Source organism: Micromonospora sp. WMMD712 (assembly GCF_029581295.1).
Classification (GTDB): domain Bacteria; phylum Actinomycetota; class Actinomycetes; order Mycobacteriales; family Micromonosporaceae; genus Micromonospora; species Micromonospora carbonacea.
Window position 1 is genome coordinate 3,195,540 of the sequence record NZ_CP120743.1, and the last position, 12,169, is coordinate 3,207,708.

The 12,169-nt window shown below is 74.1% G+C and carries 14 protein-coding genes; 9 read left to right on the forward strand and 5 right to left on the reverse strand.

Features of this window, described 5'->3' with window-relative positions; all coding sequences use genetic code 11:
- The first annotated feature begins 99 nt into the window (after positions 1-99).
- Both pta and O7633_RS13545 read left to right on the forward strand, forming a co-directional pair.
- A complete protein-coding gene (gene pta, locus O7633_RS13540) occupies positions 100-2,169 on the forward strand; it encodes a phosphate acetyltransferase (RefSeq protein WP_282328078.1) in 2,070 nt (689 codons plus the stop codon).
- Positions 2,166-3,293, forward strand: coding sequence for an acetate kinase (locus tag O7633_RS13545; RefSeq protein WP_282328079.1), 1,128 nt, complete (start codon positions 2,166-2,168; stop codon positions 3,291-3,293). The genes pta and O7633_RS13545 overlap by 4 nt, the downstream gene beginning before the upstream one ends.
- 90 nt (positions 3,294-3,383) lie before the next feature.
- Here the strand turns inward: O7633_RS13545 and O7633_RS13550 are convergent, their stop codons facing one another.
- Complete coding sequence (locus O7633_RS13550) at positions 3,384-3,557, reverse strand: hypothetical protein (RefSeq protein ID WP_282328080.1); 174 nt, start codon at positions 3,555-3,557, stop codon at positions 3,384-3,386.
- A 157-nt stretch (positions 3,558-3,714) separates the two neighbouring features.
- On the opposite strand from O7633_RS13550, the gene O7633_RS13555 reads away from it, so the two are divergent.
- Positions 3,715-4,650: an alpha/beta hydrolase gene (locus O7633_RS13555; protein ID WP_282328081.1), complete on the forward strand. Its 936-nt coding sequence runs from the start codon at positions 3,715-3,717 to the stop codon at positions 4,648-4,650.
- A 100-nt stretch (positions 4,651-4,750) separates the two neighbouring features.
- Positions 4,751-5,722, forward strand: a complete 972-nt coding sequence (locus O7633_RS13560) for a chlorophyllase (RefSeq protein ID WP_282328082.1) — start codon at positions 4,751-4,753, stop codon at positions 5,720-5,722.
- A gap of 81 nt (positions 5,723-5,803) precedes the next feature.
- On the opposite strand, the gene O7633_RS13565 is transcribed toward O7633_RS13560, so the two are convergent.
- From O7633_RS13565 to O7633_RS13575, 3 genes are all read right to left on the reverse strand, one after another.
- The gene (locus O7633_RS13565; RefSeq protein ID WP_282328083.1) at positions 5,804-6,766 is read right to left on the reverse strand and encodes a zinc-binding dehydrogenase; all 963 of its coding nucleotides are present in this window, start codon (positions 6,764-6,766) and stop codon (positions 5,804-5,806) included.
- Positions 6,767-6,842: 76 nt separating this feature from the next.
- Positions 6,843-8,021 (reverse strand): NADP-dependent malic enzyme, encoded by a 1,179-nt coding sequence (locus tag O7633_RS13570; protein ID WP_282328084.1) that lies wholly within the window; start codon positions 8,019-8,021, stop codon positions 6,843-6,845.
- A gap of 143 nt (positions 8,022-8,164) precedes the next feature.
- The gene (locus O7633_RS13575) at positions 8,165-8,524 is read right to left on the reverse strand and encodes a S24/S26 family peptidase (protein ID WP_278129199.1); all 360 of its coding nucleotides are present in this window, start codon (positions 8,522-8,524) and stop codon (positions 8,165-8,167) included.
- A gap of 83 nt (positions 8,525-8,607) precedes the next feature.
- Here O7633_RS13575 and sodN point away from each other — a divergent pair, with 83 nt between their 5' ends.
- Genes sodN through O7633_RS13590 form a run of 3 tightly spaced genes read left to right on the forward strand, consistent with a single transcriptional unit; the run spans position 8,608 to position 9,979 of the window.
- A complete protein-coding gene (sodN, locus tag O7633_RS13580; RefSeq protein WP_074472701.1) occupies positions 8,608-9,012 on the forward strand; it encodes a superoxide dismutase, Ni in 405 nt (134 codons plus the stop codon).
- On the forward strand, positions 9,009-9,542 hold the full coding sequence (locus tag O7633_RS13585; protein ID WP_282328085.1) for a GNAT family N-acetyltransferase: 534 nt from the start codon (positions 9,009-9,011) through the stop codon (positions 9,540-9,542). The genes sodN and O7633_RS13585 overlap by 4 nt, the downstream gene beginning before the upstream one ends.
- 32 nt (positions 9,543-9,574) lie before the next feature.
- Positions 9,575-9,979, forward strand: a complete 405-nt coding sequence (locus O7633_RS13590; RefSeq protein WP_074472699.1) for an ATP-binding protein — start codon at positions 9,575-9,577, stop codon at positions 9,977-9,979.
- Between the two features lie 51 nt (positions 9,980-10,030).
- Here O7633_RS13590 and O7633_RS13595 read toward each other — a convergent pair whose 3' ends face one another.
- Positions 10,031-10,420 carry a hypothetical protein gene (locus O7633_RS13595; protein WP_282328086.1) on the reverse strand — a complete coding sequence of 130 codons (390 nt, stop codon included), beginning with the start codon at positions 10,418-10,420 and terminating at the stop codon, positions 10,031-10,033.
- A 43-nt stretch (positions 10,421-10,463) separates the two neighbouring features.
- Here O7633_RS13595 and O7633_RS13600 point away from each other — a divergent pair, with 43 nt between their 5' ends.
- Together O7633_RS13600 and O7633_RS13605 are read left to right on the forward strand one after the other, a co-directional pair.
- On the forward strand, positions 10,464-11,414 hold the full coding sequence (locus O7633_RS13600; protein WP_282328553.1) for a diacylglycerol kinase family protein: 951 nt from the start codon (positions 10,464-10,466) through the stop codon (positions 11,412-11,414).
- A gap of 449 nt (positions 11,415-11,863) precedes the next feature.
- Entirely contained in the window at positions 11,864-12,121 is a 258-nt protein-coding gene (locus O7633_RS13605) for a WhiB family transcriptional regulator (RefSeq protein ID WP_007072794.1), read from the forward strand.
- Positions 12,122-12,169 lie beyond the last annotated feature (48 nt).

Sequence of the window (12,169 nt, forward strand, 5' to 3'; positions counted from 1 at the left end):
GACGGCCGGCGACGACAGCCGGCGACGACGACCGGCCGCCCCGCCGGCCCGGGTCCAAGGACCCGGGCGGCCCTCGCCGCGATCTTGTAGCGTGGGGACGTGGCCCGGAGCGTGTATCTGACCAGCGTCGGTTCCGGCGGGGGCAAGTCGACGATCGCGCTCGGCCTCGCCGAGCTGCTCTCCCGGCAGGTCGGCCGGATCGGCGCGTTCCGGCCGCTGGTCCCCGGCCGGGGCCCCGACCAGATCCTCGCCCTGCTCACCGAGCGCTACCGCGTCGAGATCCCGGTCGACGAGCTGCACGGCTGCACCTACGCCGAGGCGGGCGCGCTGGTCGGCGACGGGCGGCGCGAGGAGCTGATCTCCCGGATCGTCGAGCGCTACCGCGACGTCGAACGGGGCTGCCCCGCGGTGGTCGTGGTGGGCAGCGACTTCGCCGACGGCGGCGACGGCGCGGGCCCCCGCGAGCTGGCGTTCAACGCCCGCCTCGCCACCGAGTTCGGCAGCGTGGTGGTGCCCGTCGTCGACGGCTTCGGGCAGGAGCCGGAGGCGATCGCGGCGGCGGCGCGCGGGGCGTACCACGATCTGGTGGACCTCGGCGCGACGGTGCTGGCGGTGATCGCCAACCGGGTGCCGGGTCCGATGACGCTGCCCGACCTGCCCGTCCCCGCGTACGCGATCCCGGAGGTGCCGGCCGTGTCGGCCCCGACGGTGGCCGAGGTCGCGGCGGCGCTCGGCGCGACCCTGCTGGCCGGCGACGACGCCGCGCTCGGCCGCGACGTGCTCGACTACGTCGTCGGCGCGGCGCACGTGCCGACGCTGCTGGACCACCTCACCGAGGGCGCGCTGGTGATCACCCCGGCCGACCGGGCCGACCTGTTGGTGGCGGCCAGCGCCGCGCACGTCGCCGGCCAGGTCTCCGTCGCCGGGCTGGTGCTCACCCTCGGCGAACGGCCCGACCCGAGGGCGATGCGCCTGGTCGAGGCGCTCAACACCGGGCTCGCGGTGCTCTCGGTGCGCAGCGACAGCTACGACACGGTCGCCGCGTCCAGCCGGATCGAGGGCCGGCCCAGCATGGCCCACCCGCGCAAGGTCGAGGCCGCGCTCGGCGCGTTCGAGGACTGCGTCGACACCGTCGACCTCGCCCGCCGGCTGCGGGTCAGCCGCTCCGCGCGGGTCACCCCGCTGATGTTCGAGTACGACCTGATCGACCGGGCCCGCTCCCACCGGCGCCGCCTCGTGCTGCCCGAGGGGGCGGAGGAGCGGATCCTGCGCGCGGCGGAGATCCTGCTGCGCCGGGGCGTGGCCGACCTGACCCTGCTCGGCCGCCCCGACGACATCGCCCGGCGCACCCGGGAGCTGGGCGTCGACATCTCCGGGGCGGCCGTCGTCGACCCGGCGACCAGCGAATGGCGCGACGAGTTCGCCGAGGCGTACGCGAAGCTGCGCGCCCACCGGGGCATGACCGCCGAGCTGGCGCACGACATCGTGGCGCAGCCCAACTACTTCGGCACGATGATGGTGCACACCGGGCACGCCGACGGGATGGTCTCCGGGGCCACCCACACCACCGCCGCGACCATCCGCCCCGCGTTCGAGATCATCCGCACGGTGCCGGGGGTGTCGGTGGCCTCCAGCGTGTTCTTCATGCTGCTCGCCGACCGGGTGCTCGTCTACGGCGACTGCGCCGTCAACCCGGACCCGGACGCCGCGCAGCTCGCCGACATCGCCATCTCCTCCGCCGACACCGCCGCCCGGTTCGGCATCGAGCCCCGGGTGGCGATGCTGTCCTACTCGACCGGGGACTCCGGGGCCGGGGCCGACGTGGAGAAGGTCGCCGCCGCCACCCGCCTCGTGCGCGAGCGGCGGCCGGAGCTGCTGGTCGAGGGCCCCATCCAGTACGACGCGGCGATCGACCCGCACGTCGCGGCCACCAAGCTGCCCGACAGCGAGGTCGCCGGGCGGGCCACCGTGTTCGTCTTCCCCGACCTCAACACGGGCAACAACACGTACAAGGCGGTGCAGCGCTCCGCCGGGGCGGTGGCCGTCGGCCCCGTCATGCAGGGCCTGCGCCGCCCCGTCAACGACCTGTCCCGGGGCGCGACCGTGCCCGACATCGTCAACACCGTCGCCATCACCGCCATCCAGGCCGCCGCCGGGGAGTCCTCATGAGTCGGGTGCTCGTCCTCAACTGCGGCTCGTCCTCGGTGAAGTACCGGCTCTACGACGGCGACGAGGTCCTGGCGAAGGGCACCGTCGAGCGGGTCGGCGAGCCCGGCGGCGGGCCGGCCGACCACGAGACGGCCGTCCGGGGGATCCTCGACCGGCTCGGCCCGGACGGGCTCGCCGGGCTGACCGCCGTCGGGCACCGGGTGGTGCACGGCGGACGGCGCTTCACCGAGCCGGTGCTGGTCGACGACGGCGTGTTCGCGGCGATCGGGGAACTCGTGCCGCTCGCCCCGCTGCACAACCCCGCCAACCTGGCCGGCATCCGGGTCGCCCGCGAGGCGCTGCCCGGGGTGCCGCAGGTCGCCGTCTTCGACACCGCGTTCCACCACACGCTGCCCGAGGCCGCCGCCACCTACGCGATCGACCGGGACACCGCGCGGCGACACGACATCCGCCGGTACGGCTTCCACGGCACCTCCCACGCGTACGTCTCCCGGCGCACCGCCGAGCTGCTGGGCCGGCCGTACGACGAGCTGAACACGATCACCCTGCACCTGGGCAACGGCGCGAGCGCCTGCGCGGTGCAGGGCGGGCGCAGCGTGGCCACCTCGATGGGGATGTCCCCGCTGGAGGGCCTCGTGATGGGCACCCGCAGCGGCGACCTCGACCCGACGATCGTCTTCCACCTGCGCCGCGAGGCCGGCATGGGCGTCGACGAGATCGACGACCTGCTCAACCACCGCAGCGGCCTGCTCGGCCTCGCCGGGGTCAACGACATGCGCGAGGTGCTGGCCCGCCGGGACGCCGGCGACCCGGCCGCCGCGCTCGCCTTCGACGTCTACACCCGCCGGATCACCGGCTACGTCGGGGCGTACTACGCGCTGCTCGGCCGGGTGGACGCGGTCACCTTCACCGCCGGGGTGGGCGAGCACGCGGCGCCGGTGCGGGCCGCCGCGCTGGCCGGCCTGGGGCGGCTCGGCATCGCCGTCGACCCGGCCCGCAACGACGGCACCGGCGACCGGGTGATCTCCCCGGCGGGCGCGGAGGTCGCCGTCTGCGTCGTCGGCACCGACGAGGAGCGCGAGATCGCCCGCGCGGCCCGCGCCGTGGCCGACGCGGCGGCCTGAGGCGGCGGCGCGCGCCTCAGTCGAAGGCGAGCCGGGCGGCAGCGCGCGTGCTCAGCTCGGGGCCGGCCGGCCGGCGGGCGGCGCGCGTGCTCAGCCCAGGGCCAGCCAGGCGACGACGGCCACCAGCAGCACCACCGCCACCGCGATGCCGGCGACCAGCGGAACCCGGGATGCCGGGGCGGCCGGGGCGGCTGCCTCCGGCGCGTGGGCGAACGCCCGGAACTGCTCTGTGTTGCCGCTCGGGTCCACGTACTTGTCAGACATGGCCAGACCCTAGCCAAGAAGGTCCACCCCGCGCCCGCCCGACCGGGCGGCACGCCGTAGGACCGCCGGATCGGCGGAGCCACCCCGACCGGGTGGCGTCGCCCACCGGTCCGGACGGCGGGGCCGCCGGGCGTCGCCGGCCGCCTACCGTGAGGGTGTGTGGGTACGCCGGCTGGTCGCCGCGACGGTGACGGCGCTGCTGGCCGGCTGCGGCACGGCCACCGTGGCCCCGGGGTCGGCCCCGGGGTTCCGCAGCGCCCCGTCTGCCGGCCCCGCACCGGCGACGGCGTACCCGGTCGGGGTGCGCACCTTCACCCTCGACCCGGGCGGCGCACGCCCGCTGCCGGTGACCGTCTGGTATCCGGCCGCCCGGGGCGGGGTCGCCCCCGGCCGGTTCCCCGTCGTCGTGTTCAGCCACGGGCTCGACAGCCTGCCCGCCCTGCACGCCCCGCTGACCAGCCGATGGGCCGCCGCCGGCTTCGTGGTCGCCGCGCCCGCGTACCCGCACACCCGGCGCGGGGCGGCCCGGTTCACCCGCGCCGACGTGCGCCACCAGCCGGCCGACGGGTGGCGGCTGATCCGGCACCTGGTGCGCCTCGACACCCGCCGGGGCGACCCGCTCGCCGGGCACCTGGACGTGGCCCGGTTCGCCGCCGCCGGCCACTCGGCGGGCGGCTTCACCACCGCCGGGATGCTCACCTCCGGGCACCCGCCCCGGCTGCGGGCGGGCATCGTGATCGCCGGGGGCGGCCTGGCCGGGGCGTTCGCCGGGCCGACCGCGCCGGTGCTGTTCGTGCACGGCGACGCCGACCCGGTCGTCGGGGTGACCGTCGGCCGGGCCGCGTACGCCCGCACGCCCGGCCCGGCCGGTTTCCTCACCGTCGCCGGGGGCGACCACGGCACCTACCTGACCCCGGGTCGCCCCGGCTTCGCCCAGGTCCTCGCCACCACCACGGACTTCCTGCGCTGGGCGCTGTACGGCGACCTGGCCGCCCTGCGCCGCCTCCCCACGGACGCCACCCTCCCCACCCGCTGGAGTTGCAAGGAAGGGCCCCCTGTTAACGCATTCTGTATAGGAAGGGCCCCCTCCTAACAGCGCCCCCGGGCGGCACGCCGTCGCCCGGGGTGAGCGCGTCCTGACCTGCGGTGTGATGCGGGCCGACGCCCCCGTCCGGCGAGGCACAATCGGTTTCATGTGCCGCCGCCGTCGTACCGCAGCCCTGCTGGCCACCGCCCTGCTCGCCGCCGGCCTGGCCGGCTGCTCGGGCGGCGCGGAGCCCGCCTGGCGCGAGGCAGCCCCGACGCAGGCCCCGAAGGCGACCACCCCGGCCCCGCGCGTGCCCGCCGGCAGCGCGCCGAGCGAGAGCTTCGCGGTCGGCGTACGCCAGCTCAAGCTCAACCGCGACGGCGACCGCCCGCTGCCGGTGACGATCTGGTACCCGGCCCGGGGCGCGGCGGGCGGGACGCCGCAGCGGTCCGCGACGGCCGCGACGGGGCGCTTCCCCGTGGTGATGTTCAGCCACGGCCTCAACGGGCGGCCCGAGGACTACGAGCTGCTGCTCACCCGCTGGGCGGCGGCCGGGTTCGTGGTGGCCGCGCCGGCCTTCCCGCACACCGCCCGGGGCACCGACACCAACGTGCTGGACGTGCTGAACCAGCCGGCCGACGTGTCGTACGCGCTGACCCGGGTGCTCGCCCTGGACGCGAAGGCGGGCGACCCGCTGCGCGGCCGGCTCGCCACCGACCGGGTGGCGGCGGCGGGGCACTCGGCCGGCGGGGTGACCACGATCGGCCTGTTCACCGCCGGCCGGGACGACCGGCTGGACGCCGGGGTGGTCTTCGCCGGCACCGGCCTGGGCGTGGGCACCGCGTTCGCGGGGGCCGCCGCACCGCAGTTGTTCGTGCACGGCGAGGCCGACGAGGTGGTCGACTACGCCTCGGGCAGGGCCGCGTACGACAGGGTGCCCTGGCCGAAGGCGATGCTGAGCCTGCCGAAGGGCGACCACGGGCGGGCCCTGCTCACCGACGGGGAGGCCCTGCGGGTGGTCTCGGACACCTGCGTCGAGTTCCTGCGCTGGACCCTCTACGGGGACGCGGCGGCCAAGCGCCGGTTGCCGGACGAGGCCACCCGCGGCGGCGTCGCCACCCTCGACGACCGCTTGTAAGGAAGGGCCCCCTGTTAACGCATTCGGTATAGGAAGGGCCCCCTCCTAACACGCTCCCGGCAGGCGCCCGACGGCCAGCGCTCACGCCGTGTGGTCGATGACGATCTTCCCGAACGCCTCGCCCGAGTGCAGCCGGGCGAACGCCTCCTCGATCCGGCCGAACGGCACCACGCTGTCCACCACCGGGCGCACCTCGTGCTCGGCGCAGAACGTTAGCAGCTCGGTCAGCTCCCCCGGCGTGCCCATCGAGGTGCCGAGGATCTCCAGCTGCATGGCGAAGACCCGCCGCAGGTTGACCTTCGGCTCGTGCCCGGCGGTCGCACCGGAGACCACGATCCGGGCCATCGGCGCGGCCGACTTCAGGGAGTGGTCGAACGTCGCCTCGCCGACCGTCTCGATCACCACGTCGACCCGTTCGGGCAGCCGCGCGCCGGGCTCCAGCGCGGTCGCCCCCAGCTGCGCGATCCGCTCCCGCTTGCCGGCGTCGCGGCTGGTCGCGTACACCCGCTTGCCGAGCGCGACGGCGAGCGCGACGGCCGCCGTCGCGACGCCGCCGCCCGCGCCCTGGACCAGCACGGCGTCTGCCTCGTCGACCCGGCCCTTGGTGGTCAGCATCCGCCACGCGGTGAGCCAGGCCGTCGGCAGGCAGGCGGCGTCCGTCGCCGACAGGCCCGCCGGCAGGGGCAGCAGGTTCATCCGGGGTACGGCCACCCGCTCGGCGAAGGTGCCGGGGAAGTGCTCGGAGAGGATCGACATGCCGCGCGGGTCGCCCGGGTCGACGACCAGCGGGAAGACCACCACGTCGGTGCCGTCCGGGGTCGTGCCGACGGCGTCGCAGCCGAGGATCATCGGCAGCCGGTCCGCACCGAGCCCGATGCCGCGCAGCGACCACAGGTCGTGGTGGTTGATCGAGCTGGCCCGCACCTGCACGGTCACCCAGTCGTCCTCGGGGTGGGCCGGCTCGGGCTGCTCGCCGACGGTCAGCGCGGCGAGCGGGTTGTCGGCGTCGAATCTCGAGGCGAAGGCGGCACGCATGATCCGCACCGTAACAAGGAGTGGGGGTGTTAAGAAGGGGCCCCTGCTATACCGAAGGCGTTAACAGGGTGCCCCTCCTTGCATGTCAGGCGCGGGCGACGCCGTCGCGGCGGGCGGCCTCGGCGACGGCCTCGGCCACCGCGGGGGCGACCCGCGGGTCCAGCGGGGAGGGCACGATCGCGTCGGCGGTGAGCGTCTCGGCCACCACGCCGGCGATCGCGTCGGCGGCGGCCACCTTCATCCCGTCGGTGATCCGGGTCGCCCGGGCGTCCAGCGCGCCCCGGAACACCCCGGGGAAGGCCAGCACGTTGTTGATCTGGTTGGGGTAGTCGCTGCGGCCGGTGGCGACGACGGCGACGTGCCGGGCGGCCACCTCGGGGTGCACCTCGGGCGTCGGGTTGGCCAGGGCGAAGACGATGCCGCCGGGGGCCATCCCGGCCACCGCCGCCTCGCAGATCTCGCCGCCGGAGACGCCGACGAGCACGTCGGCGCCGCGCAGCGCCTCGGCGACGTCGCCCGACCGGCCCTCGGCGTTGGTGTCGGCCGCGAGGTCGGCCTTGGTGCCGGTGAGGTCGGTGCGGTGCCGGCCGATGATGCCCTTCGAGTCGCAGACGACGACCCGGGCCGGGTCGACGCCGCCGGCGATGAGCATCCGGGTGACCGCCACCCCGGCCGCGCCCGCGCCGCTGACCGCCACCCGCAGGTCGCCGAGCTTGCGGTTGAGCAGCGCGGCCGCGTTGCGCAGCGCGGCGAGCACGACGATCGCGGTGCCGTGCTGGTCGTCGTGGAAGACGGGGATGTCCAGCGCCTCGTCGAGCCGGCGCTCCACCTCGAAGCAACGCGGGGCGCTGATGTCCTCCAGGTTGATCCCGCCGAACGAGGGGGCGAGGGCCTTCACCACGGCGACGATCTCGTCCACGTCCTGCGTGTCGAGGCAGACCGGCACCGCGTCGACGTCGGCGAACTGCTTGAACAGCACCGCCTTGCCCTCCATCACCGGCAGCGCCGCGCGCGGGCCGATGTTGCCCAGCCCGAGCACGGCCGAGCCGTCGGTGACGACGGCGACGGTGTGCCCCGCCCAGGTGTAGTCGTCGGCCAGCGCCGGGTCGGCGGCGATCGCCTCGCACACCCGGGCCACCCCCGGGGTGTACGCGAGGGAGAGGTCCTCGCGGCTGCTCAGCGGGACGGTGGAGGCGACGGCCAGCTTGCCGCCGACGTGCAGTTGGAAGACGGGATCAGCGGGGTCCACGGTGGACGAAGACATGGTGACTCCAGGAAATCTGTCGGGTAGACGAGGCGACCGGCGCCAGCGCGAGGTGAGGCGGCCAGCGGCGGTGGCACGGTGCGGGGGTCACCCGGATACCTGCCGAGCATAGTGTCGGGAGCACAAGTCGGATGTGAGTAGGGTCATACTCGCCGGTAGCCGGCGGGGCGGGGCAGCCGGCCCGGCCGGGGCCAGTAGCGGGCCACGACGCGGCCGTGCACGTCGGCCACGCCGTACGCCCGGGAGTCGTCGGTGACGAGGTCGTTGTCGCCGCGTACCCACCAGCCGCCGTCGGCGGGGCGGACCGCGCGCTTGACCACGAGCAGGCCCGGACGGCTGCGGAAGACCGCGACCACGACGTCGCCGGGGCGGATCGGACGGCCCCCGCGCCGCACCAGCAGGGCGTCGCCGTGGCGCAGGGTGGGTGCCATCGACGGACCGGTCACCAGTACGGCGGTGAGCGGCCCCCGCAGCCGGTCGGCGGCGGGCGTGTCGGGGGGCACCGGTTTCACCTCCGCACCGCTGGGGAGCATCTCCAGGAGTAATGTCGTCCTGGATCATCGCAAACTTCCCATGGAGGATCCCGATGCGACTTCCGCGCATCCTCATGCCGAGCGTCACCGTCAGCGCCCACTGCGACCTGCCGTGCGGCGTCTACGACCCGGCCCAGGCCCGGATCGAGGCCGAGTCGATCAAGGCGATCGCCGAGAAGTACCAGGCGAACACCGACCCCGAGTTCCGCACCCGGGCGCTGATCATCAAGGAGCAGCGCGCCGAGCTGGTCAAGCACCACCTGTGGGTGCTGTGGACGGACTACTTCAAGCCGGCGCACTTCGAGAAGTACCCGAACCTGCACAGCCTGTTCAACGAGGCCACCAAGCTCGCGGGCGCCAGCGGCGCCAAGGGCAGCGCCGACCCGGCCAAGGCCGAGGAGCTGCTCGCGAAGATCGAGGAGATCTCGAAGATCTTCTGGGAGACCAAGCAGGCGTGACCTCCGGGTCGACACCGACGGTACGGCCGGCGCGTCCCGGGGACGTGCCGGCCGTCGTCGCCATGGTGCACGAGCTGGCCGCGTACGAGCGGGCCGCCGACGAGTGCCACCTGACCGCCGGGCAGCTCACCGAGGCCCTGTTCGGCCCGACGCCCGCGCTCTTCGGCCACGTGGCCGTCGACGGCTCCGACCGGCCGGTCGGCTTCGCGTTGTGGTTCCTCAACTTCTCCACCTGGGCCGGCGTGCACGGCATCTACCTGGAGGACCTCTACGTCCGCCCCGAGGCGCGGGGCACCGGCGCGGGCCGACGGCTGCTGGCCACCCTGGCCGCGATCTGCGTCGAGCGGGGCTACCGACGGCTCGACTGGTCGATGATCGACTGGAACCCGGCGGCCCGGTTCTACGCCTCGATCGGCGCGTCCCCGATGGCGGAGTGGGTGCCGTACCGGCTGACGGGGGCGGCCCTGACCGCCCTCGCGGCCGACGCGACGCCGCCCGCGAGCGCCGCGCCCACGCGTCCGTCCGCCTGACGGGGTAGAGTCCCCCACCGGGGGGATGAGGCGTGACTCAACTGACCGGCCAGCCAGCCACCGACGACGACATCGTGCACCTCACGGTGCCCGCCGACGGTGGTTACCTCGGCGTGCTCCGCACCGCCACGGCCGGCCTCGCCGCCCGCCTCCAGTTCGCCCTCGACGAGATCGAGGATCTGCGGATCGCCGTGGACGAGGCGTGCGCCATGCTCCTCGCGATCGCCACCCGCGACGCCGAGCTGGAGTGCCGGTTCCAGGTGACCGAGGACGCCCTGACCGTCGAGGTGACCGTGCCGACCGTGCGCGGGGCGACGCTCCCCTCCGAGTCGTCGTTCGCCTGGAAGGTACTGACGGCCCTCACCACGGCCGCCTCGGCGAGCGCCCACAACGGCCGGGCCACCATCTCCCTGCTGACCCGCCGCGCCGGCTACTGACCGCTCTCCTCGCCCGCCACGGGCCGCCCAGCGGGCCCGCGCCCACCCGGCTCAGGTGAGGCCGAGGGCCCGGGTGGTCGGCGGGCTGACGAGCAGCGCGCTGACGCCGAGGCCGAGCGCCATCAGCGGCACGCCGAGCCAGCCGAGCCCGCCCTGGATCATGTACCAGCCGACCGGCAGCAGCATGAGTTGCAGGACGATCGCCGGGGCCCGGGCACCGGCGCGCCGGCGGCCGAGCGCGCCGCCGAGCGCCCAGAGGGCGGCCGCTCCGCCGAGGGTGAACGCGGTCACCAGCAGCGCCGACGGCAGGTCGGTGGTGGTGGCGGTGAGGTCGGCCCAGACGAGCCAGACGGCGACCAGGCCGAGGGCGACCGCCTCCGCCCGGAGCAGCCGGACCGCCCAGCGCAGCGTGGTCGGGTCCTGGTCCGAGTCGATGGTCACGCGCGCCACGATACCGGTGGTGGGGCGCGGTACAGTGCCGCCCATGCGGGCCGTCCTGGTGGTCAATCCGAAGGCCACCACCACCAGCGAACGCAGCCGGGACGTCCTGGTCCGGGCGCTGCGCAGCGAAGTCGACCTGTCGGTGCGGTACACCCGCCGGCGGGGTCACGCCATGGACCTCGCCCGGGAGGCGGCCGAGGAGGGCGTCGACCTGGTGGTGACGCTCGGCGGCGACGGCACCGTCAACGAGGTGGTCAACGGCCTGATGGCGGCCGAGCCCCCGACGATCCGCACCGGGGGCAGCCCCGCCGAGCGGCTGCCGGCGCTGGCCACCGTCCCCGGGGGCTCCACGAACGTGTTCGCCCGCGCGCTCGGCCTGCCCCGGGAGTGGCCGGAGGGCACCAGCATGATCCTGGAGGGGCTGCGGCTCGGGCGGTCCCGCACGATCGGGCTGGGCCGGGCCGACGACCGCTACTTCACCTTCTGCGCCGGCTTCGGCCTCGATGCGGCGGTGATCCACCGGGTCGAACAGGCCCGTCGGCGCGGCCGGGTCTCGACGCCGGCGCTCTATCTGCGCTCGACGGTCAATCAGTATTTCCTCGGCTCGAACCGTCGCCATCCGACGATCTCACTGGAACGCCCCGGCGAGGTTACCGAGGGTGAGCTCGCCACGGTCATCATCCAGAACACCGCGCCCTGGACGTACCTGGGCGAGCGGGAGATCAACCCGAATCCGGCGGCGTCCTTCGATCTGGGGCTCGACGTGCTCGCCATGCGGCAGCTCCGCGTGGCGAGCACGGCACGCACAGTGACCCAGTTCTTCTCCCACACGCCCAATCCGCGAGGGCGTCAGGTGTTGCAGCTGCACGACCTGGCCGAGTTCACCCTGGTCGCGAGCCGTCCTCAGGCTTTCCAGCTCGACGGGGACTATCTCGGCGAGCGGGAAAAAGTCAGATTCGCATCCGTTCCGGCCGCACTGAGAGTAATCTGCTAGGTCTCGGGTACAGCCCTTGGTCGAGCGCGGTCCCCCCACCGCTGTCGATGCGGTGGCCGCCACACCGAGGGCGAGGTGCCGGAAATGTCAGCAATGTCACGCAGACTGTACTATATTGATCCTCGACTGTGGTACGCCGGGTAACCAGGACTCCCTGCAAACCGGACAAAGGGGTCGTGAGCTTGCTCACCGCTCGGAGTTTTTCCGAGCGTCACCCTTGACATCGCGTGAGTTCGTGAAAGTATTCACAAGCGAACTTGAGTTACCGGGACATTGCTAGGACATGCTCATTGTGTTGAGCTGTTCCAGCAGGTCCCAGTGGCTACCAGAGCCTGCTCACGCAGCGCCGAATTGATGGATGCGAACCGTGACCATCGGCGTGCGGATGCATAAAGGAAAAGCACCAACGCAATATCTGCCACCCATCCAGAATGAGGAGTGTTGCCGCCATGGACTGGCGTCACCATGCTGTCTGCCGCGACGAGGACCCGGAGCTGTTCTTCCCGATCGGGACGTCCGGTCCGGCTCTCCTGCAGGTCGAGCAGGCCAAGGCCGTCTGCCGGCGCTGCTCCGTGACCGACCAGTGCCTCCAGTGGGCACTTGAGTCCGGTCAGGACGCCGGCGTCTGGGGCGGGATGAGCGAGGAGGAGCGGCGCGCCGTCAAGCGCCGCGGTGGTCTCCGGGTGCTGCGCGCTCACTCCGCCTGACCTACTGCACGCACCACAGCTCCACGCCCCGACAGGGCGACCCCTGTC